A 21,108-nucleotide genomic window follows, 5' to 3' on the forward strand; every position below is an offset into this window, starting at 1 on the left:
CCGGTGTGGAGTTCGGTCTGCTCGGCCCGTTGCGGGTGTCCCGGGGCGACCGGGAGCTGTGGATCCGCCCGGGTGGCCAGCGCACCCTGCTCGCCGTGCTGCTGCTGCGGGCGAACGGGATCGTCCCGGTCGACGAGCTCGTGGAGCGGCTCTGGGACACCGTGCCGCCGCCGAAGCCGAAGGCCGCGCTGCACGCGCAGGTCGCCCGGCTGCGGCGGGCGCTCGGTACACCCGATCCGATCGAGACGGTGCCCGCCGGCTATCGCATCTCGCTCGAACCCGGCCAGCTGGACCTGGAGCGGTTCGACGCCCTGGTCCGCCACGCCGCCGCCACCGGGGCGCCGGACGAGCAGTCCCGGCTGCTCTCCGAGGCGCTGGGCCTGTGGCGCGGTCCGGCGCTGATCGACGTGGCCTGCGAGGCGCTGCACCGGGACGTGGTGCCCGCGCTGGCCGAGCGCCGGGCGCAGGCCCTCGAACGGCGCATCGACGCGGACCTGCGCCTGGGCCGGCACGCCGAGCTGCTGCCGGAGCTGCGCGCGCTGACCGCGGAGTACCCCCTGCGGGAGCGGTTCTGGGGCCTGCTGATGGTCGCGCTGTACCGGTCCGGACGGCAGGCCGAGGCGCTGGAGGCGTACCGGACGGTCCGCCGGCTCCTGGTCGACGTGCTCGGGGTCGAGCCCGGCCCGGAGCTGCGCCGGCTGGAACGCGGCGTGCTCGCCAACGACCCGGAGCTGCAGCAGCCCGCCCCCGCCGCGCCGCCGGTGGTGCCGGAGAGCTGGGCACCGCAGTACCAACTCCCCCGCGAGGCGACCGGGGTCGTCGGCCGGGACCACCTCGTCGACGAGCTGGTCGACCGGCTCACCGGTCCCGAGCCGGTGCCAATGGTCGCGATCCACGGCGGCGCCGGGGTCGGCAAGTCGACCCTGGCGGTCCGGGTCGCCCACCGGGTGGCCGCGTCCTTCCCGGACGGCCAGTGGTTCGTCCGCCTCGACGGCGCGGAGCGCGGCGGTCGGGACCCGGCCGACGTCCTCGGCGAGCTGCTGCTGGCCGCCGGGGTGCCGCCGGCCATGATGCCGCGCGGCGGGTCGGCCCGGGCGTCCGCGCTGCGGGCCCGACTCGCCGGCCGCCGGGTCCTGCTGCTGCTCGACGACGCCGCCGACGCCGCCCACGCCGAGCACCTGCTGCCGGGCACGGCGGGCAGCGCCGTCCTGGTCACCAGCCGCCGTGACCTGCGCGGCCTGGCCGTGCGGCACGGCTCGTACGGGCTGGCCCTGCCGGTGCTCTCGGCCGAGGCGGGCGGGTCGCTGCTGACGACGGCGCTGGGGACCGACCGTACCGCGGCCGAGCCCGAGGCCGTCGCGGAACTGGTCGAGCTCTGCGCCCGGCTGCCGCTGGCGCTGCGGATCGCGGCGGCCAACCTCGACCTGGACCGGGGGCGCTCGATCGCGGGCTACGTGACCCGGCTGCGCGAGGGTGACCGGCTCAGCCGCCTCCAGGTCGCCGGCGACTCGGGCGCGGCCGTACGGGCCGCCTTCGACCTGTCGTACCGGGGCCTCGACCCGGCCGTCGCCCGGACGTTCCGGCTACTCGGCCTGATCCCCGGCCCCGATTTCACCGCCGAGGCGGCGGCGGTACTGCTGGGCTGCGCCGAGCCCGAGGCCGAACGGCTGCTGGAGACGCTGGCCGCGACCAGCCTGATCCAGCGGCAGGGCCCCGACCGGTACCAGTTCCACGACCTGCTCCGGCTCTACGCCGCCGAGCGGGCGCGGGCCATTGAGGGCCCCGCCGAGAGCGGCGAGGCGCTGCGCCGGCTGCTGGCGTACCAGCTCGCCCGGGTCGACCGCGCGGTGGCCGTGCTCTACCCGTCGATGGGCCGGATCCCCCGCCCCGAGGTCCCCGGCCCGGAGTTCGGCGGCCACCGGGAGGCGCTGGCGTGGCTGGACGCCGAGCGGGTCAACCTGGTGGCGTCCGCCCGGCACGTCGCCAGCCACGGCCCGGCGGAGCTGACCTGGCACCTGGCCGACGCGCTGCGGGGCTACCTCGCGGCCCGGCGCCTCGACGACGACTGGGAGCACGTGGCCACGGCGGGGCTGGCGGCGGCGGAGGCGGCCGGAGAGCTGTACGCGCAGTCGGCGATGCACCACAGCCTGGGGCTGCTGCACGGCTACCGCGCGGAATATCCCCCGGCCCACGACCACTACCAGCGGGCCATCGCGCTGCGCCAGGCGGCCGGCCGGGCCGACGCCACCGGACCGCTCTACAACAACCTCGGCATGCTCTACACCTCTCGGGGCATGAACGACGAGGCGATGGAGTGCTTCCGGCAGGGCATCGCCGTCGAGCGGTCCCGGCAGGCCCCGATCGGCATGGCGACCAAGCTCGCCAACCTGGCCACCGTCGAGTTCGCCGGCGGTGACCTGCACGCCGCCGTCGCGCACCTGCGGGAGGCCGCCGCGCTCCAGGTGGCGGCGGGAAAGCCACGGAGCCCGCACGTGCGGTTCACCCTCGGCCAGTGCCTGCACCGGCTGGGCGACACCGACGCCGCCGCGGTCGAGCTGGCCGAGGCGCTCGCCCTCAGCCGGGAGACGGGGCAGGGCCTGCCGGCCGCCTACTCGCTGTACGGGCTCGGCGAGCTGCACTGCGACCTCGACGACCTCGACGGCGCGGCCGAGTACGCCGCCGCCGCGCTGGCCCTGGCCCGGGAGATCCGCAGCCCCGCCGCGGAGATCGACGCGCTGACCGTGTCGGGTGTCGTACAGCGCCGCCGAGGAGACCACCTGCAGGCGATCGCGCTGCACACCCGGGCGCTCGACCTCGCCCGGACGACCGACGAGCGGCGGGCCGGCGCCATCACCCAGGTGGGGCTCGCCGCCGCGCTGGCCGAGTCGGGCCAGCCGGGGCCGGCGCTGGAACACGCGCGGGCGGCCCTGGCGGCAACCCGCCGCTACGGCTACCGGGTGTCGCAGGCCCGCGCGCTGGCGGTGCTCGTCCGGCTGTACGGGGCCACGGGGGCCACGGCCGAGGCGGCCGAGGCGGCCCGGCAGGCGGTGGCCCTGCACGAGGCCACCGGCTACCGTCCGCCCCGCTTCGAGGCCGAGATCCTCCGCGCCGCGCTGGGATGAGCGCGACGGGCGACGGACCGACGGCCCCGAGGCGTCGCGGCGGCCTTCGAACGGGCGTGGCCCGGGTCGGGGAGCCCACCGTGGGATCTCACCCACGGTGGGCTCGGCGTCAGTCGTCGATCGCCTGGTAGAGCGTGGTCCAGAAGTCGAGGAACGCCTGCGTCGCGTCCGGGGTGGTCGCCCCGACCTGGGTGCAGAGGATGCCGATCAGTCCCTTCTCCGGATCGGCGTAGGTCGAGGTGCCGCTGCCGCCGTCCCAGCCGAACTGGCCGACCGACGCGTAGTCGCCGCGGTAGGTGCGCACCGCCATCCCGAAGCCCCAGCCGCCGTGCTGTCCCTGGCCGAACGACACGTGGACGTTGTCGCGGGCCAGGGCGGTGCGGGCGGCCGTCTGTTCGGGCGTGAGCCGGTTGGTGGTCATCAGCTCGACGGCGGGCCGGGACAGGATCCGCCCACCCTCGTGCACGCCGTGGTCGAGCAACATCCGGAAGTACGCGTGGTAGTCGTCGACGGTGGACACCAGTCCGCCGCCACCGCCCTCGAACGCCGGAGGCGCGCTCCACCGCCCGCCGACGGCCTCGTCCCAGACGAGGAACTCCCCGGTCCGCGGGTCGGGGGCGTAGAGGGTCGGCAGTCGGTCGATCTTGTCGGCGGGTACGTGGAAACCGGTGTCCTTCATGCCGAGCGGCCCGAAGACGCGTTCCCGCAGGAACGTCTCGAACGACTGGCCGGTGACCCGGGCGACCAGCACGCCGAGCAGATCGCTGCTGATCTGGTACTGCCACCGCTCCCCGGGCTGGTACATCAGCGGAAGCGTGCCGAGGCGCCGCATCCACTCGTCCGGCCCGGGCATCGGCTCCGGCAGGTTCGGCGTGAGGCCCTGCGCGAAGACCTCGTTCATGATCGGGGTGCCGATCACCGTCATGTCCATGCCGAGCCCGAACGTGGAGGTCAGCACGTCCCGTACGGTGATCGGCCGGCGCGCCGGCACCGTGTCGTCCAGCGGCGCGTCGATCCGGGTCAGTACCCGCCGGTCCGCCAGCTCGGGCAGCCACGGCAGCACCGGATCGTCCAGCCGCAGCCGGCACTCGTCGAGCAGGACCATCGCCGCGGCGATCGAGACCGGCTTGGACGTCGAGGCCATCCGGAAGATGGTGTCCCGGCGCATCGGCGCGCCACCGTCGTGACGCATCGTCCCGATCGTCTCGACGTGCGTCTCGTCGCCCCGGCTGACCAGGGCGACCAACCCGGGGATCTTCCCGGAATCGACATGCCGTGCCAGTACGTCGCGCAGCCTGCGCAGTCCCGCTCCGGAGAGGCCGCCGTGCTGGTCGGTGCGGTTGAGGGACATGGTGGTGTGCTCCTTCGATCGAACAGAGTGATGGTGGAGCGCGATCCTTTTCGCGCCCGGGTGTCCTGGGTCGTGGGGTCGGGTCGCCCGGAGGGGATCTCTCGCCCGGGCGACCCGGCCGTGGTGCGAGAGCGGACGGTCAGCAGCCGAGCCGGTCGGCGATCACGTCCAGCACCTGCCGCAGGTCGCGCGACATGCGAGCGCGCAGGCCGATCTCGGCGATCCCGGCCGTGAAGCCCGGATGGCCGGGGAGGACCCGGTGGACGCGATGGGTCACCCGGGTGCCCGAGGGGCAGGCGTCGACCTCGTGCACCCCGGCGTACCAGCTCTGCACCGCCAGCCTGGACCGGGCCGGATCCACCTGGATCTCCACCGGCTCGACCGACCCGGCGAACTCGGCCCGGTACCCGCCGGTGCCGGACCCGGCCACCACGGTCATCGCCCCGTGTCGTGCCGCCGAGGCCCTGGCCAGCACCAGCAGGTTGTCGTCGCCGACCCGTCCCTCGGCGACGGTGAACAGGAGCTCGGCGACCGCCGGGACGGGCGCGGCGAGCGTCCCGTGTACCTCCCAGCGGGCGGGCAGCGCGTCCAGTTCGGCGAGCAACGAAGGCGTCGTGTGCATGGCGAGGAGCCTCGCGGCGGCGGCCTGTCCCCCACAACCCGTACCGCGCCGTGCGGGACGCGCGAGGTCCCAGCGGTACCCGGCTGAGCTGCGCCGTCACCACGGCCGACGGCCGCCTCGCGGGTGTCCCGGGACGGGACGGGACACCCCGGGCCACCCCTCCGGGACGGCTCGGGAGATCCGGGCCACGTCCCGGGACGGCTCGGGAGATCCGGGCCACCTCCCGGGGACGGGCTCGGGACACCCCGGCCAGACCCCCGGGGACGGGATCAGGAGACGCGGGCCAGCCCGGTACGCGCCGCGGCCACCACGTAGTCGAGGCCGTGCCCGGTGCCGATTTCCAGCGCCGTCCGGAAGTGGCCCGCCGCGGCGTCCGGGTCCCCCGTCGCCAGGCACGCCTCCGCGTACGGCAAGAGGCCGCGCACCATCCGATGCGGCTCGCCGGCCCGTTCGAGAATCCGCATGGCCTCGGCGTGCCGGGCCTCCGCCTCCTCGGTGCGGCCGAGGTGGCGCAGGGCGACGGCGGTGTCCGTGAGGCTGGCCGCCTCGAGCACCGGATGGCGGGTCGCCCGGTTGAGCGCGACGGCCTGTTCGGCGAAGTCGAGGGCGGTCGGAGCGTCGCCCAGGCCGAGTGCCGCCCGGCCGAGCACGTCCAGGCACATGCGCTCCGTCTGCCGGTCCAGCCCGTGCGCGGTCTCGATCACCTCCGAGACGACCTGGCGGGCCTCGGCGTACCGTCCGAGCTGCACCAGCGCGTGGCCGAGACCGGTACGCACCCGCACCAGGACGGCGGCCTCGCGGGGTGACAGCAGCGCGGTCGCCTCACGCAGGAGTTCCACGGCGCCCTCGGCGTCGCCGGTGTACAGCCGGATGTCCGCCAGTTGCAGGAGCGTGAGGGCCTCGCTGACGACGTCACCCTCCGCGGCCATCAGCACGCGGACCGCCGCCAGCTCCGGCGCCGCCTCCGCCAGCCGGCCGACGCGCAACAGTACGGCGCCCAGCAGGTACCGGTGCGAGGCGAGCAGGCGACGGTCGCCGAGCCTTTCGGCGGCGGGCATGCTGGCCTCCAGTCCGCGCCACAGTTGACCCGTGCCACCGCGACGCGCCTCGGAGATCGTGGCGAGCTGGGCGAGCCCGACCGCCGGCGCGTCGATGCGCAGCTCCACGGCGAGCGAGAACGTCGCGGTGACGTTGGCCCACTCGGCGTTCATCCAGTCGACGACCCTGTCGTAATCGGAGAGGTCGGGCAGCGCGGGAGGCGGCTGCGACACGGTGATCGGCAGCGGGATGAGGATCTCGACCAGCTTCTTCACGGCCAGCATGCCGCTGAGGTAGTAGTCGGCCAGCCGGGCGATCGGCGGTACGGGGTCGGCGGCGGCCTCCTCGGCGCGGGCGGCCTGCCGCAACAGGTCGTGCATCCGGTAACGACCCGCCGCCGGCTCCTGGAGCAGATGGACGTCGACCAGGTCCTCCAGCAGGGAACGGGCGTTGGCCAGCGGGATTCCGGCCAGGGCGGCGGCGCCGAACGCGTCGACGTCCTCGCCCGGTACCAGCCCCAGCAGCCCGAACATCCGCCGCTGGGCGGGGTCGAGCTGCCGCAGCGACATCTCGAACACGTCCGACACTGTCAGCTCGCCCTCGCGCAGCCGTTCCACCAGGGTGTCGAGCGTCCAGGCGGGCCGGTGCCGCAGCCGCGCGGCGGCCACCCGGATGGCCAGCGGCAGATTGCCGCAGCGGCGCAGCACCTCGCCGACGTCACCGGGCCGGGCCCCGCCCGCGGATTCGACGAAGAGCTCCGCCGCCTCCCGGGTCGGTAGCACGTCCAGCGAGATCGGCTGGACGCCGTCCAGCTCCACCATCCGGCGGCGGCTGGTCACCACGACGAAGCTCTGGCCGGCACCGGGCAGCAGGTCGCGTACGTGGTCGGCGTCGGCCGCGTTGTCCAGCAGGACGATCGCGCGTCGGGTCGACAGCTCCGACCGCCACAGCGCCGCCCGCTCGGCGACCCCGTCGGGAATTCCGCCGGGCGGCAGCCCCAGCGCGGCCAACAGCACCCGCAGCGCCTCCGCGGGTTCGACCCGCTCCCGGCCGGGGGTGAAGCCGTGCAGGTCCAGGTAGAGCTGGCCGCCGGGGAAGTCGGCGGTCAGCAGGTGCGCGGCGTGTACGGCCAGCGCCGACTTGCCCACCCCGCCCATGCCGTCGATCGCCACCACCGACGCGCTCCGCGCGGCGCCGAGGAGGGCGTCCAACTCCGCCCGGCGGCCGGTGAAGGCGGTGACGTCGTGTGGCAGATCGTTGCGCACCGTGGGCGTGGCGACCGGGCTCGGCTGGGGCCCGTCCTTGGCCCGCTCCCACACCTCGCGCAGCGGCCTGGGGTCACGACCGGCCGCCCGGCAGAGCGCGACCACCGTCGGCCAGGGTGGGACCGCCTGGCCGGAGAAGTAGCGCGACAGCGAGGAGCTGCTGACGTGGATGTCCCGGGCCAGCTCGCGCAGGCTCCGCCCGGTCAGGTCACGCAGCTGCCGCAGCCGCACCGCCAGCTCTTCGCGCACTCTTGCCAGCCCTTCTCCAGCTTCCGGCGCTGATCGTAGATGGCGCGGAGTGCGCCCGGGACCGGCACGGGGCCGGCCCGGTCTCCGCCGGTCCGCCGATCGTCGCGTCACTCTCCGGAGCGGCCCCGGAGCCGGGAGCACGGATACCGACGCCCGAGGGGGACTTTTATTCATTCATGTAAAAGTTCCGTTGTATCGATGGAAAGTGATAGTGTCGGCGATCGATCTTCCGTGTTGCGAGATCGTTCTGACCGGTTCACGGGAGGAAAGTCGCACGCCTGCCTCCCGGCCGGGATCCGCACTGCTCAGGAGGAACCGTGACCGCACCCATCCGCCGGCAGCCGCGCGGTCGAGCCGCGCTCGCCGCCGCGGCTGCCGCCCTGGCGGCCCTGCTCGCCGCGATCCCCGTCACCCCGGCCACGGCCGCGCCCGGCGCCGCCGACATCCCGCCCCAGGAACCCGGCGTCACCCTGCGCTCGTTCGACATGGGCACGCCGCTGTCGGCGCTCTGCACCCTCAAGCCGGCGCAGACGCCGAACGTCGACAAGCTCATGCCGCAGGTCAACTGGACCACCACGGACGAGTTCGGCCTCTCCGACCGGTTCATCAGCCACGTCCTCGCCAACCTCACCGTGCCCGCCGACGGCAGCTACACGTTCCGGCTCACCAGCGACGACGGGTCGCGGCTGACCATCGGCGACCAGCTCGTCGTCGACCACGACGGCCTGCACGGCGAGACCGCCAAGGAGGGGTCGGTCACCCTGACCGCCGGCCCGCACCCGCTGTTCGTCGAGTTCTTCGACAACGGCGGCGGCCAGGTACTGCGGCTCGAATGGCGTACCCCCGGCACCGACGAGTTCGTGCTCGTGCCGAACTCCGCGCTGAGCACCGACGCGGGCGTCGTACGCGTCACGGCGCCCGGGTGGAAGTACTGCGAGGGCGCCACCGACTCGGCCGGCGACGGCCTCCCCCTCGACCGGGTGCACCCCGGCTACACCCTTACCGACCTGCGCCCCGAAGGGTTCCGGCCACAGGTCACCGGCATGGCCTTCCGGCCCGACGGCGACCTGCTGATCTCGACCTGGGGCGGCACCGACAACGCGACCGGCGAGGTCTACGTGGTCGAGGGCGTCACCGGCCGGACCGACCCGGGGCTGGTGACGTACCGCCGGTTCGCGGACGGGCTGCGCGAACCCCAGGGCCTCGCGGTGGTCGACGGCACCGTGTACGTCAGCCAGAAGCACGAGCTGACGGCCCTGCGCGACACCGACGGGGACGGCGCCGCCGACGAGCGCCGGACGGTCGCCACCTGGCCGTGGGGCGGCAACTTCCACGAGTTCGCGTTCGGCCTGCTCTACCGGGACGGGTACTTCTACCTCAACCTGTCGGTCGCCATCAACCAGGGCGGCGCCACCACCGTCCCCCAGCCCGCACCGAACCGGGGTACCTCGATCAAGGTGAACGCCCGGACCGGGAAGATCACGTACGTCGCCGGCGGGCTGCGCACGCCGAACGGGATCGGCTGGGGCCCGCGGGGCGAGGTCTTCGTCACCGACAACCAGGGCGGCTGGCTACCCGCCTCCAAGCTGGTCGAGATCAGGCAGGGGGCGTTCTACAACCACTACACCACCCCGGCGGGGCCGTTCGACGCCAGGCCGGTGACGCGTCCCGTGGTCTGGCTTCCGCAGAACGAGATCGCCAACTCGCCGTCCACCCCGGTGCTGCTGAAGCAGGGGCCGTACCGGGGGCAGCTGGTCGTCGGCGACGTGACCTACGGCGGCCTGCAGCGCGTGTTCCTCGAACAGGTCGAGGGCCGGTACCAGGGCGCGGTGTTCCGGCACACGCAGGGCCTGGAGTCCGGCGTCAACGAGGTGACCCTCGGTCCGGACGGCTCCCTCTACGTCGGCGGTCTGGGCGCCGGCGGCAACTGGGGCCAGGAGGGCAAGCTCACGTACGGTCTGCAGAAGCTCACCCCCAACGGCACCTCCGTGTTCGAGGTCAAGCAGATGCGCGCGTCGCATGTCGGCTTCGAGCTGGAGTACACGGAGCCGCTGTCGGCCGAGACCGCTCGGGAACTCGCCGACGCCTACCAGGTGACGCAGTGGCGCTACGGCGCGACGAGCCAGTACGGCGGGCCCAAGCTCGAACTGGAGACGCTCGACGTCGCCCAGGCCGAACTGTCCCGCGACCGCCGTACCGTCCGGCTCACCATCCCGGGCCTGCGGGAGAACCGGGTGGTGCACGTACGCTCACCACGGCCGTTCACCTCGGCCGACGGCGAGGAGCTGTGGAACACTGAGGCCTGGTACACGCTCAACGAGATCCCGGGGCGCGTGATGCAACCGCAGACCTTCTTCGAGGCCGAGGAGGGCCGGACGGCCGGCGTCGGCATGGCCACCGACCACGCCGCCTACTCCGGCGCCGGCTTCGCCGCCGGGTTCGCCGAGAACGGCTCGTCGACCAGCATCGCCGTCGACGTGCGGGAGGCCGGAGACTACGACCTGGCGATGCGCTACAGCAACGGCCCGAACCCCTACTCCGGCGAGAAGCAGCTGAGCCTCTACGTCAACGGTGAACGGGTGGGGCAGACTGTCTTCCCGTCCACCGTGACCTGGGAGGAGTGGGGCACGGTCAGCACGGCGGTGCGCCTGGACAAGGGCCGGAACGTGATCGAGTACCGCAAGGAGGCCGCCGACTCCGGACACGTGAACCTGGACGTGCTCGCGGTCCGGCCACACGGCGAGCGGATCACCCTCTTCGACGGCCGGGATCTCACCGAGTGGCAGCACACCGACGGCCGCGAACCCGAGTGGACCGTCGCGAACGGCGCCATGACGGTGCGCAACGGCGACCTGCGTACCGTGCAGGGCTTCGGTGACTTCCGCCTGCACGTCGAGTTCAACCTGCCGCTGTACCCGCCGGACGTGACCGGCCAGGCGCGCGCCAACAGCGGCGTGTACCTCCAGGACCGCTACGAGATCCAGGTGCTCGACTCGTTCGGCATCGACCCGCCGCAGGTCAACGACGCGGCGGCCATCTACAACCAGAAGGCTCCGGACGTGAACGCGGCGCGACCGCCCGAGACCTGGCAGACGTACGACATCGTCTACCGGCAGGCCCGCTACGACGCGGCCGGCAACAAGGTGGAGAACGCGCGCGTCACCGTCGGGTGGAACGGCGTCACCGTGCACGACGACGTCGAGATCCTCGGCCCCACCGGCGGCAGCCGACCGGAGGGTCCGGCCTCGGGCGCCATCCGCCTGCAGGACCACGGCAACCCGGTCCAGTACCGCAACATCTGGGTCGAGCCGCTCGACCGCTAGCTCCCCCCGGCCGCGGAACGGGCGGCCGGGCCGTGTACCGGCCCGGCCGCCCGTTCGCGTCAGACGCGCGTCCGGCGCTTGGTTAGGGCTCCGTCGCTCCGGCGCGCGTCCCGGGACGCGTGCCGGCCGCGCCGGGTACGGACGTCGTATCGTGCCTGTTCGTCGCGGCGTGCGCGCCGGTCGCGGCCGCGTCGTGCGCGCCGGTCGCGGCCGCGTCGAGTGCCGGCACGAGCGGAACCAGCGCGGCCCGGACGAGCTCCGGCAGCGACCCGGACGGCACGACGAAACCGGGCATCGACGGCACCTCGCTCGCGGCCCGCAGCCACTGCCGAAGGGCCACCTTGGCAGCCGCGGCGACGCTGGCGGCGAGCACCCGGGCGGTCAGGCGGTCGACGCCCCGGCAGCGTTCGACGATGGCTCCGGCGAGCGCACCCTCGATCGTGGTCGCGGTCTCGACGTAACAGGCGCGCAGCGCGGAACTGTTCGCGATCATCAGCAGCGCGCCGCGAGGGTGGTCGCCCGGATCGCCGTACAGGGCCACGACGGCGTCGACGACGGCCTCGCCGAGGCTCCCCTCGGCCGGGTGGGCCGCCACGGCCGCCGCGACCCGGGCCGCACGATCTTCGACGATCCCGGCGACGATCGCCTGCTCGCGGCTGGAGAAGTAGTTGTTGTAGGTCCTGGGCGAGACCCCGGCCGCCTCGGCGATCTCCTCGACGCGGACGTTCTCGGGCCCGCGCTCCAGCGCGAGGCGCAGCGCCGCCGCCCGCAGCGCCTCTCGGGTGGCCCGCTTCTTCCTCTCCCGCAGGCTCGGTTCACCGGTCACGGTTCGCACTGTGCCAGATAGAGTGCGTGTACGCAATCTTGCGTGCACGCAATATTCTGCGTACGGTCCCTCCTCATCCCCGACCACCGACCGGAAGGAACGACATGCGCGCCAAGGGCATCGCGTACGACACCGGCTTCGTCAGCGACGGCGTCAACTCGCGGGAACGCCTCGACCCCGAGACGGTCCGGCGCGAGCTGACCATCATCCGGGACGACCTGCACTGCAACGCGGTCCACCTCGTCGGCGCCGACCCGCGGCGCCTGGAGTTCGCCGCCCGCACCGCCGCCGAACTCGGACTGGAGGTGTGGCTCTCGCCGTACCCGCTGGACCTGGACCCCGACCAGATCCTCGCGCTGTTCCTGGACTGCGCCGAACGGGCGGAGCGACTGCGCGCGGCGGGCGCCCGGGTGGTGTTCGTCGCCGGCGTCGAACTCAGCATCATGAACCGGGGGTTCGTCGACGGCGACCGTCTCGACGAGCGCCTCGGCCGCCTGCTGGCGGACCCGGACGGCCGCGCCGAGCGGATAACCGCGCTCCGCTCGCGCCTCGACCGGTTCCTCCGCACCGCCGTGGCGGCGATCCGGGAACGCTTCCACGGCAAGGTCACCTACGCCGCGATCCCGTTCGAGGGCGTCGACTGGACGCTGTTCGACTTCGTGACCCTCGAACTCATCCGGTCCGCCGAGGTCGCCGACCGGTTCCGCGACGGCGTACGCGATCTCGTCGCGCAACCCAAGCCGGTCGCCGTCACCGGCTTCGGCACCGCGACGTGGCGCGGCGCGGGTGACGTCGCGCCGCGCAGCATGGAGATCGTCGAGTACGACCCGGAGACCCGCACACCGCTGCGGCTGAACGGGCCGTACGAGCGCGACGAGGCCGGCCAGGCGGCCTACCTGCGTGAGCTGCTCGAAATCTTCGACAGCGAGGGCGTCGACAGCACCTTCGTACACCTCTTCGCGCTCCACAACTTCCCCCACCGGCCCGACGGCGATCCCCGCGACGACCTCGACCTCGCCAGCCTGGGGATCGTCAAGATCCTCGAAGGCCGCACCGGCGGCACCTACCCCGACATGCCCTGGGAGCCGAAGGCCGCCTTCGCCGCGATCGCCGAGCACTACTCCCGCCCATCGGCGCCGACCAACCCCTGACACCCCGGCAGAAGATCTTGCGAACGAGATCCGGGGTCGGGAGGATCGTGTCGTGACGCACTCGGCGACGTTCCTGCGGGGGTGCCTGCTCCGGGCCGGGCTACGCGAGGTCGTCACGGTGGAGCCGACGACGGGTGGGCTCGCGGCGCTCGCGGGCATAGCCACCCGCCGGGACGCGCCGCCGGTCTTCGTCAAGGCCCTCGCCGACCCGCCGGCCGACGACGTCTTCGTGGCGGAGGCCGAAGGGCTGGCCGCCCTGCGCGAGCAGGGCGGCGTGGCGACACCCGAGGTGATCCTGGCCGACCGAGAACTGCTGGTGCTGTCGGTGCTACGACCCAGGCCGCCCAGCGAGGTCTTCTGGGAGCGGTTCGCGCACGTACTCGCCCGCCTGCACACGAGCACCATCCATCCGCGCTTCGGATGGCACCGGGACAACTGGCTGGGGCGCCGCCGGCAGACCAACGCCTGGAACGACGACGGCTTCGCGTTCTTCGCGGAGCACCGGCTGCTTCGGTGGCTCGGGCAGCCCCGCGTCGAGGCGGCGCTCGACCGGGGCGACCGGGCGGCGCTGGAGCGGCTGTGCCACCGGCTGCCCGACCTGCTGCCGGACCGGCCGGCCTGCCTGACCCACGGCGACCTGTGGGCGCAGAACGTCCTGGCCACTCCCGACGGGCAGCCCGCGCTGATCGACCCGGCGGTGTCGTACCTGTGGGCCGAGGTCGACCTCGCGCATCTGTGGTCCACCTCGCCCCCGCCCGAGGCGCACCGGTTCTTCGCGGTCTACGCGGAGCTGACCTGCCTCGGCCGCGACTGGCCGGCCCGCATGCCAATAATCCAGCTGCGACAACACCTCGCCGTGCTGGCCCAGTTCGACGACGACTGGGGCGCGGCCGACCAGATCCGCGCCACCCTCGCCCCGTTCCGGACCCGAACCTGACAAGGCCCGTCCGTTCAGGCCGACGGCGGGTCGGCGGTGATCCGGGCGAGCGTGCGTCGGCCCATCCGACTCATGGCGGGGTTGGTCCGTTCGTAGTACCAGACCACCCCCATCGCCTGCGCGAAGGCCCACGCCCGGCCGCGTTCCCATTCGAGATCGTCACAGCCGAGCCGCTCCCGGAGCGCCCGGCGCGGCCCGGACTCCAGCAGGTGCCACGCCCCCACGAGGTCGAGGGCCGGGTCGGCCGGGCCCAGTCCGCCCACGTCGAGCACCCCGGCCAGCCGCCCCTCGGCGACGAGGACGTTGCCCGGGATGAGATCACCGTGGGTCATCCGGTCCGGGGTGTCGCCGCGCGGCAACTCCCGCAGCACCGCCCAGGTCCGCCGGAGCAGCGGAACGTCCAGCAGCGTCTCGCTGTGCCGGAAGCAGGTCTCCATCCACTCGTCGTGTGCCGGTAGCTCACCCCCACGGCCCTGGCCCTCGAAGGTACGTCCCCGGGTGTCGATGGCGCGCACGTCACGGACGAACTCGGCCAGATCGTGCGCGAACGCGACGGAGTCACCGGGGTCCTCGTCGGCGGCTATCACACCGGGTAGCCACGTCTGTACCGACCACGGCAGCGGGTAGTCGCCGCCTGGTTCGCCGATCGCGACCGGCTCGGGGCTGGGAGACCGGGTACGCCCGAGCAGCTCGCGGGCCGCCGCCGCCTCGCGCTCCAACCAGCGCCGCGCGGCCGCGACCTCCTGCGGCTGGAGGGGGAACCGGGCCGTGAACCGTTCGCCGATACGGAAGATGGCGTTGACCGTTCCGGGCGAGGCGACGGGCCTGACCGCCAGGCTCCGCCACTCGGGGAACTGGGCGTCCACCAGCTCACGGACGGTCTCGGGGGTGACGTCGAGCTGACCTTCGTGCATCGGCACGTCCGGCAGCCTGCGCCTCCCGACGGGTGGTCGCAAGCGGATTAGGCGGCAGGACACGGCCTGGCACCGGGCCGGTGCCTCGGCCGGCCGCCGGGGCCGGCACTGGGATACTGCCCGCCGTGACGGTCAAGGCGCTCATCTTCGACTTCGACGGCCTGCTGATGGACACGGAGACCACGCTGCTGGAGAGCTGGCGCTGGGAGTGGCGGCGGCACGGCCTGGAACTCGACCCGGCCGGCTTCTTCGCCGACCACGGCGGCGACGCCAACGAGCCGCGGTACGCCGCGCTCGCCGCGGCCGTCGGACCGGCGTACGACCGGGACGTCAGCCACGCGCTGCGGATGGCGCACCGGGCGGAGTTGAATGCCGCGCTGGAGCCCGCGCCCGGCGTCGTCGGCTGGCTGGACCGGGCCGCGGAGCGGGGACTGCGGCTGGCGGTGGCGAGCAGTTCGCCGCTCACCCACGTGGGCGCGATGCTGGACCAGGCCGGGCTGCGGGAGCGGTTCGAGGTGCTGGCGACCGGCGAGGAGGTGGCGGCGCACAAGCCGGATCCGGCCGTCTACCTGTTGGCGCTGGAGCGGCTCGGGCTGCCTGCGGAGGAGGCCGTCGCGTTCGAGGACACCGCGCACGGCGTCGCGGCGGCACACGCGGCCGGGCTGCGCTGCGTGGCGGTACCGAACCCGTACGCGGACGGCAGCCGCTTCACCGCTGCGGACCTGCTGCTGCCCAGCGCCGCGGACCTGCCCCTGGACGCGGTCCTGGCCCGGCTGGCCGGGCCGGCGGAGCACGGACGCCGAGTGCCCCCGTCGCGCCTCACCCCACCAGCCCCGACTCGTACGCGACGATGACGAGCTGGACCCGGTCCCGCGCGTCGAGCTTGGTCAGCAGCCGGGCGACGTGCGACTTGGCGGTGGCGACGCTGATGAAGAGCTCGTCGGCGATCTCGGCGTTCGAGCGGCCCCGCCCGATCAGCGTGAGCACCTCCCGTTCCCGCTCGGTGACGCCGGCGAGCGACCGGGGCGCCGGCCGCGCGGCCGCCTCGCGCGCGCCGACGAAGTCCGCGATCAGCCGGCGGGTGACGCTCGGCGCGATCAGGGCGTCGCCGGCGGCGACCACCCGGATCGCCGCGAGGATGTCGTCGAGGGCCATGTCCTTCACGACGAACCCGCTCGCACCGGCCCGCAGCGCACCGTGGACGTGGTCGTCCTCGTCGAACGTGGTGAGCACGAGCACCCGCGAGCTGCCCGGACCCTCGGTGATCGCCCGGGTCGCCTGGATCCCGTCCATGCCCGGCATCCGGATGTCCATCACCACCACGTCCGGGTGCAGCTCCCGGACGAGTCGGACCGCCTCCGCGCCCGTGCCGGCCTCGCCGACCACCCGCAGGTCGGCGGTGTCGTCGATCAGCACCCGCAGGCCGGAGCGGACCAGCGGCTGGTCGTCGGCGAGCAGCACGCGCACGCTCATCGGGCCGGCTCCGCGGCGGTACCCGGCCCGTGTCCCGCGGGACGGCTCCCCGGCACGGTCGCCGCGGCGGCCGGCGGGGTCCCGGTCGGCGTACCCGGCTCCGCCGCGTCCGCCGTGGGCACCGCCACGGTCGGCCCGGACAGCTCCGGCAGCGGCAGGGTCGCGGCGACCCGGAACCCGCCCCCGGTACGCGGTCCCGCGTCGAACCGCCCGTGCAGCAGCCCCACCCGCTCGCGCATTCCGGTGAGGCCGTAGCCGGTACCGGGGGCGACGCAGCCCCGCCCCTCGTCGGTGACCTCGATGCCCAGCTCGCCGTCCCGATGGTCGATGATCACCCGGCAGGCGTCGGTGCCGGCGTGCCGCACCACGTTGGTGACCGCCTCCTGCACGACGCGGTACGCGGCGAGCTCGATGTCGCCCGGCAGCAGCCGGGGCCGCCCCGTCCGGCGCAGCTCGATCCGGACGCCGGCCTCGGCGGTGGTGGCGACCAGCCGGTCGAGGTCGGCCAGGCCGGGCGCCGGGGCGGGCGGCGCCGATCCGGCTCCGGGCCCGTCGGGCGACGACTGGCGCAGCCCGACGACGAGCCGCCGCAGCCCGGCGAGGGTGTCCCGGCTGGTGGCCTCGATCGCCCGTAACGCCTTGCCGGCCTCGGCCGGACGCGACTCGATCATGCGGCTGCCCATGCCGGCCTGGATGGCGATGATGCTGACGCTGTGCGCGACCATGTCGTGCAGTTCCCGGGCGATGCGCAGCCGCTCGGCGGTGACCGCCTGCGCCGCGGCCTGGGCGCGCAGCGCCTCGCCGTACCGCCGGCGGGCGCGCACCGAGTTCCCGACCATCCAGGCGATGAGCATGACCAGCGTGGGAATCTCGGGCCGGCTGTTGACGTCGAGCCGCGTCGCGCCGGCGAAGCCGACGGCGATCTCGGCACCGAGCGCCACGACCGCGACGGGTACCGAGACACGGCGTCGCCGGGTCGCGGCGAGGTACGCCACGGCCACGTCGATCGCGGCGATCTGCAGGTAGCGCACGTCGCTCAGGTAGCCCGACTCCCAGGAGTGCACGGTCACGGTCAGGGCGGTCGAGGCGAGCAGCATCAGCGCCAGCGTGACCAGCGGCGCGCGGCGCAGCACCACGGCGGGCAGGGCCATCGCCAGGGCCGGCAGCACGTACCGGAACGAGATCGGCAGCTGCCAGAGGTACAGGGTGTTCTCGTTCCCGCCGTTGACCACCGCGACGAACAGGACCACGGGGAACACCGCGACCGCCGTCCAGCACAGGACCGTCCGCGCCGCCGGCGGTACCCGGTGGCGCAGCGGCGGCCGGAGCGGATGGGTGCTGCCGTTCACGCGGCGAGACTAGCCCGCGCCGGAGGAGGCGGGCATCAGCCCGTGGGCGTACGCCCCGAGGCGGGGCGCGTGCCGCGGTTGCCGCCTCCGGTCCGATGGCCGGGCCCGGGGCCGCCGACAGGATCGGTGGCGTGATCGAAGTCAACGGACTCACCAAGCGCTACGGCCGCAAGACGGCCGTGGACGACCTCTGCTTCACCGTACGGCCCGGGCAGGTCACCGGGTTCCTCGGCCCGAACGGCGCCGGCAAGACGACCACGCTGCGCATGATCCTCGGGCTGGACGCGCCGACCGGCGGTACCGCGACGGTCGGCGGGGTGCCGTTCCGCGACCATCCGCGCGGGCTGCGCCACGCCGGCGCGCTGCTCGACGCCCAGCAGGTGCACGGGGGGCTCACCGCCCGCGCGCACCTGGCCGCCCTGTCCCGTAGCAACCGGCTGCCGGCCCGCCGGGTCGACGAGGTCCTGGCGGAGGTGGGACTGACCGAGGCGGCCCGGCGGCGCGTCGGCGGGTTCTCCCTCGGCATGAAGCAGCGGCTCGGCATCGCCGCCGCGCTCCTGGGCGACCCGCCCGTCCTGATGTTCGACGAGCCGATCAACGGGATGGACCCGGAGGGCGTGCTCTGGGTCCGGCACCTCTTCCGCCGTCTCGCCGCGCAGGGTCGTACGGTCTTCCTCTCCAGCCATCTGATGAGCGAGATGGAGAACACGGCCGACCAGCTCGTGGTCATCGGCCGGGGACGGCTCATCGCCGCCGAGTCCGTACGGAGCTTCGCGGCCCGCGGTAGCCGGCTGCGGGTGGTCGTACGGACGCCGCGCACCGCCGAACTCACCGAGGTGCTGACCCGGGCCGGCGGACGGGTCGAACCGGACGACGGGCCCGGAACCGACCGGCTCGCCGTCACCGGGCTGCCGGCCGAGCGGATCGGCACGCTCGCCCTCGACCACCGCATCGTGCTGCACGAACTGACCACCCGGAGCGCCTCGCTGGAGGAAGCCTTCATGGAGATCACCGCCGACACCGTCGAGTACCTCGCGGGACAGCCCCGATGAGCGCCCCCGCCGCCGTCTCCGCCCCGGCCGGCGTCCGGGCGGTACCCGAGCCGCCCGCCCGATTCCTCGACCTGGTGGCCGCCGAGTGGATCAAGATGCGGTCGCTGCGGTCGACGCCCTGGGTGCTCGTGCTCGTTCCGTTCTTCGTCACCGGCTGTGCCGCGCTCGACGCGCTCTGGGACTACAACAACTTCCCGCGCTACTCCCCCGAGGCGCAGCGGGAGCACATGTTCGCGTTGCGCGACGCCTTCCCGGTCTCCGGCTACTGGACGCTGATCCTCGTCGCCGCCGGCATGGGGGCGGTCGCGGTCGTCGGCGAGTACGGCACCGGGCTGATCCGGACCACCATGGTGGCGGTACCGGCCCGTGCCTCGGTGGTGCTGGCCAAGGCCGTCCTCGTGGCCCTGGTCTGGACCGCCGTCGGGGCGGTCGCGGCGGCCGGTTCGTTCACCGCCTCCCAGCTCATCCTCGGCCTGCGCGACGCCGCGCTCCCGGTCACCGACCCGGTCGCGGTGCGAAGCCTGGCGGCGTCCGCGCTCCTGGCCCCGGTCTGCGCGCTGATCGGCCTCGCGCTCGGCGTCCTGATCCGGCACGGCGCCACCACCGCGGTCGTCGCGGCGTTCACCCTGCTGATGCTGCCGTTCTTCGTCTCGGACCGGCGCCGGTGGTCGGCCGAGATCTACAACGCGATGGTGGGTCCCGCCTGGCAGCGGCTGACCACGGACTGGACGCCGCCGCCCGGCAGCGGGAGCTATCCCGGCACCGTCCCCGGCTCCTGGCTGGCGTACCTGGCCTGGCCCGTGCTCCTGGTCACCGCCGCGTTGATCATGATACGGCGGCGCGACGTGTGACCGACCGACCCGCCGGGCCCGTGTCGTCGGTCACGGCGACGCGGTCGCGGCGCTGGTCGGTACCGTCGCGCGCCCCGGCCGGTGCCACGGCCCGGCGAGGGGCGGCGGAGGCCGAGTTAGGCTCCTGTTGACCGGCGAGTAGGCCACCGGCGGGCCAGTCGGTGGCGCCGGCGGCGGATCAGGAGTACGCATGCAGACCCGCACAGATCTGATCGAGGACCTCATGGGGCGGTTCCCGCACGTGCCGCGGGAAGCCGTGATCAAGGAGGACCTGCTGCGCGGCGGCATCGCGTTCGACGAGTCGGCGCTGACCGACAACGAGAACGGCGAGGTGAAGCCGAAGTCGTACTTCATCTTCTCGTTCGACCACCGCACGCTGCCCGAGCTCGGTACCGCCGCGCTGCGCCGGCCGCCGGAGGAGATCGTGCTCACCGGCGGCCCGTACGAGCTGCGCCGCACGGTGGTCTCCGTCCGGGTGAACCCGGACTCGCCGTACCGGGTCGCGGACGCCGGCGACGGGGTGTTGCGGCTGCACCTGGACGGCCGCCCCATCGCCGACGTCGGGCTGCCGCCGATGCCCGAGTACTACCGGCACACGCTGGCCAACGGCAAGTCGGTGATGGAGGTGGCGCCCACCATCCAGTGGGGTTACCTGATCTACCTGACCGTGTTCCGGGTCTGCCAGTACTTTGGCGCCAAGGAGGAGTGCCAGTACTGCGACATCAACCACAACTGGCGCCAGCACAAGGCGGCCGGCCGGCCGTACACCGGGGTGAAGCCGGTGGACGAGGTGCTCGAGGCGATGGAGATCATCGACCGGTACGACACCGCGGGCGCGTCGCGGGCGTACACGCTGACGGGCGGCAGCGTCACCTCGAAGGTCGACGGGCTGGCCGAGGCGGACTTCTACGGCCGGTACGCCAAGGCCATCGAGGAGCGGTTCCCGGGCCGGTGGATCGGCAAGGTGGTCGCGCAGGCCCTGCCCAAGGCCGACGTGCAGCGCTTCCACGACTACGGCATCCGCATCTACCACCCCAACTACGAGGTGTGGGACAAGCGCCTCTTCGAGCTCTACTGCCCGGGCAAGGAGCGGTACGTCGGCCGCGAGGAGTGGCACCGGCGCATCCTCGACTCGGCGGAGATCTTCGGCCCGCGCAACGTCATCCCGAACTTCGTGGCCGGCATCGAGATGGCCGAGCCCTTCGGCTTCAAGACGGTGGACGAGGCGATCGCGTCGACCGGCGAGGGGTTGCAGTACTTCATGTCGCGCGGGATCACGCCGCGCTTCACCACCTGGTGCCCGGAGCCGACCACCCCGCTGGGCCGGACCAACCCGCAGGGCGCCCCGCTGGAGTACCACATCCGGCTGCTGGAGACCTACCGGGCCACGATGGAGGCGAACGGTCTCTCCAGCCCGCCCGGGTACGGGCCGCCCGGCGCCGGCAACGCGGTCTTCTCGGTCAGCTCGTTCATGGACAGCCTGCCGGCCGAGGCCGAGCCGGCCGCCGTCCCGAGCTGACCGTTGGGTCGTCCCTCCCGACGGGGAGCGTGGGGGGGGGCGGCCCGCGGGGGCGCCGCGGGCGCG

15 protein-coding genes are annotated in these 21,108 nt (G+C 73.8%); 8 read left to right on the forward strand and 7 right to left on the reverse strand.

From position 1 onward, the window contains the following. The first annotated feature begins 5 nt into the window (after positions 1 to 5). On the forward strand, positions 6 to 3,122 hold the full coding sequence (locus tag AB0J86_RS33835) for a BTAD domain-containing putative transcriptional regulator (protein WP_363861757.1): 3,117 nt from the start codon (positions 6 to 8) through the stop codon (positions 3,120 to 3,122). Between the two features lie 109 nt (positions 3,123 to 3,231). Here the strand turns inward: AB0J86_RS33835 and AB0J86_RS33840 are convergent, their stop codons facing one another. The 3 genes from AB0J86_RS33840 to AB0J86_RS33850 form a co-directional block, all read right to left on the reverse strand. Continuing rightward, positions 3,232 to 4,473, reverse strand: coding sequence for a serine hydrolase domain-containing protein (locus tag AB0J86_RS33840; protein ID WP_363861758.1), 1,242 nt, complete (start codon positions 4,471 to 4,473; stop codon positions 3,232 to 3,234). A gap of 139 nt (positions 4,474 to 4,612) precedes the next feature. After that, the gene (locus AB0J86_RS33845) at positions 4,613 to 5,095 is read right to left on the reverse strand and encodes a hypothetical protein (RefSeq protein WP_363861759.1); all 483 of its coding nucleotides are present in this window, start codon (positions 5,093 to 5,095) and stop codon (positions 4,613 to 4,615) included. 269 nt (positions 5,096 to 5,364) lie between these two features. Further along, a complete protein-coding gene (locus AB0J86_RS33850; protein ID WP_363861760.1) occupies positions 5,365 to 7,647 on the reverse strand; it encodes a tetratricopeptide repeat protein in 2,283 nt (760 codons plus the stop codon). A 317-nt stretch (positions 7,648 to 7,964) separates the two neighbouring features. Between AB0J86_RS33850 and AB0J86_RS33855 the strand changes: the two genes are divergently transcribed. Beyond that, entirely contained in the window at positions 7,965 to 10,970 is a 3,006-nt protein-coding gene (locus tag AB0J86_RS33855) for a family 16 glycoside hydrolase (RefSeq protein WP_363861761.1), read from the forward strand. Positions 10,971 to 11,052: 82 nt separating this feature from the next. Here the strand turns inward: AB0J86_RS33855 and AB0J86_RS33860 are convergent, their stop codons facing one another. Continuing rightward, entirely contained in the window at positions 11,053 to 11,796 is a 744-nt protein-coding gene (locus tag AB0J86_RS33860; RefSeq protein WP_363861762.1) for a TetR/AcrR family transcriptional regulator, read from the reverse strand. 104 nt (positions 11,797 to 11,900) lie between these two features. Between AB0J86_RS33860 and AB0J86_RS33865 the strand changes: the two genes are divergently transcribed. Both AB0J86_RS33865 and AB0J86_RS33870 read left to right on the forward strand, forming a co-directional pair. Then, positions 11,901 to 12,947 carry a hypothetical protein gene (locus AB0J86_RS33865; protein ID WP_363861763.1) on the forward strand — a complete coding sequence of 349 codons (1,047 nt, stop codon included), beginning with the start codon at positions 11,901 to 11,903 and terminating at the stop codon, positions 12,945 to 12,947. Positions 12,948 to 12,999: 52 nt separating this feature from the next. Continuing rightward, positions 13,000 to 13,884: a fructosamine kinase family protein gene (locus AB0J86_RS33870; RefSeq protein ID WP_363861764.1), complete on the forward strand. Its 885-nt coding sequence runs from the start codon at positions 13,000 to 13,002 to the stop codon at positions 13,882 to 13,884. A gap of 14 nt (positions 13,885 to 13,898) precedes the next feature. On the opposite strand, the gene AB0J86_RS33875 is transcribed toward AB0J86_RS33870, so the two are convergent. After that, a complete protein-coding gene (locus tag AB0J86_RS33875; protein ID WP_363861772.1) occupies positions 13,899 to 14,798 on the reverse strand; it encodes an aminoglycoside phosphotransferase family protein in 900 nt (299 codons plus the stop codon). A 125-nt stretch (positions 14,799 to 14,923) separates the two neighbouring features. Here AB0J86_RS33875 and AB0J86_RS33880 point away from each other — a divergent pair, with 125 nt between their 5' ends. Further along, positions 14,924 to 15,652 (forward strand): HAD-IA family hydrolase, encoded by a 729-nt coding sequence (locus AB0J86_RS33880; RefSeq protein WP_363861765.1) that lies wholly within the window; start codon positions 14,924 to 14,926, stop codon positions 15,650 to 15,652. On the opposite strand, the gene AB0J86_RS33885 is transcribed toward AB0J86_RS33880, so the two are convergent. Both AB0J86_RS33885 and AB0J86_RS33890 read right to left on the reverse strand, forming a co-directional pair. Further along, positions 15,618 to 16,271 carry a response regulator transcription factor gene (locus tag AB0J86_RS33885; RefSeq protein WP_363861766.1) on the reverse strand — a complete coding sequence of 218 codons (654 nt, stop codon included), beginning with the start codon at positions 16,269 to 16,271 and terminating at the stop codon, positions 15,618 to 15,620. The two genes, AB0J86_RS33880 and AB0J86_RS33885, sit on opposite strands and share 35 nt — an antisense overlap. Beyond that, positions 16,268 to 17,620, reverse strand: coding sequence for a sensor histidine kinase (locus AB0J86_RS33890; protein ID WP_363861768.1), 1,353 nt, complete (start codon positions 17,618 to 17,620; stop codon positions 16,268 to 16,270). Before AB0J86_RS33890 ends, AB0J86_RS33885 begins: the two co-directional genes overlap by 4 nt. Before the next feature lie 122 nt (positions 17,621 to 17,742). Between AB0J86_RS33890 and AB0J86_RS33895 the strand changes: the two genes are divergently transcribed. The 3 genes from AB0J86_RS33895 (at position 17,743) to AB0J86_RS33905 (ending at position 21,042) form a co-directional block, all read left to right on the forward strand. Beyond that, positions 17,743 to 18,672: an ABC transporter ATP-binding protein gene (locus tag AB0J86_RS33895; RefSeq protein ID WP_363861773.1), complete on the forward strand. Its 930-nt coding sequence runs from the start codon at positions 17,743 to 17,745 to the stop codon at positions 18,670 to 18,672. After that, entirely contained in the window at positions 18,669 to 19,523 is an 855-nt protein-coding gene (locus tag AB0J86_RS33900) for a hypothetical protein (RefSeq protein ID WP_363861769.1), read from the forward strand. The genes AB0J86_RS33895 and AB0J86_RS33900 overlap by 4 nt, the downstream gene beginning before the upstream one ends. Before the next feature lie 190 nt (positions 19,524 to 19,713). Continuing rightward, positions 19,714 to 21,042, forward strand: coding sequence for a radical SAM protein (locus tag AB0J86_RS33905; RefSeq protein WP_363861770.1), 1,329 nt, complete (start codon positions 19,714 to 19,716; stop codon positions 21,040 to 21,042). Positions 21,043 to 21,108: the final 66 nt, after the last annotated feature.

Source organism: Micromonospora sp. NPDC049559 (assembly GCF_040676675.1).
Classification (GTDB): Bacteria; Actinomycetota; Actinomycetes; order Mycobacteriales; family Micromonosporaceae; genus JBFAPK01.

Bases quoted from the DNA above. Each gene is read 5' to 3' on its own strand.
- AB0J86_RS33875 (WP_363861772.1), bottom strand. From the start codon at position 14,798: ATGCACGAAGGTCAGCTCGACGTCACCCCCGAGACCGTCCGTGAGCTG.
- AB0J86_RS33840 (WP_363861758.1), bottom strand. From the start codon at position 4,473: ATGTCCCTCAACCGCACCGACCAGCACGGCGGCCTCTCCGGAGCGGGA.
- AB0J86_RS33885 (WP_363861766.1), bottom strand. From the start codon at position 16,271: ATGAGCGTGCGCGTGCTGCTCGCCGACGACCAGCCGCTGGTCCGCTCC.
- AB0J86_RS33865 (WP_363861763.1), top strand. From the start codon at position 11,901: ATGCGCGCCAAGGGCATCGCGTACGACACCGGCTTCGTCAGCGACGGC.
- AB0J86_RS33900 (WP_363861769.1), top strand. From the start codon at position 18,669: ATGAGCGCCCCCGCCGCCGTCTCCGCCCCGGCCGGCGTCCGGGCGGTA.
- AB0J86_RS33905 (WP_363861770.1), top strand. From the start codon at position 19,714: ATGCAGACCCGCACAGATCTGATCGAGGACCTCATGGGGCGGTTCCCG.
- AB0J86_RS33845 (WP_363861759.1), bottom strand. From the start codon at position 5,095: ATGCACACGACGCCTTCGTTGCTCGCCGAACTGGACGCGCTGCCCGCC.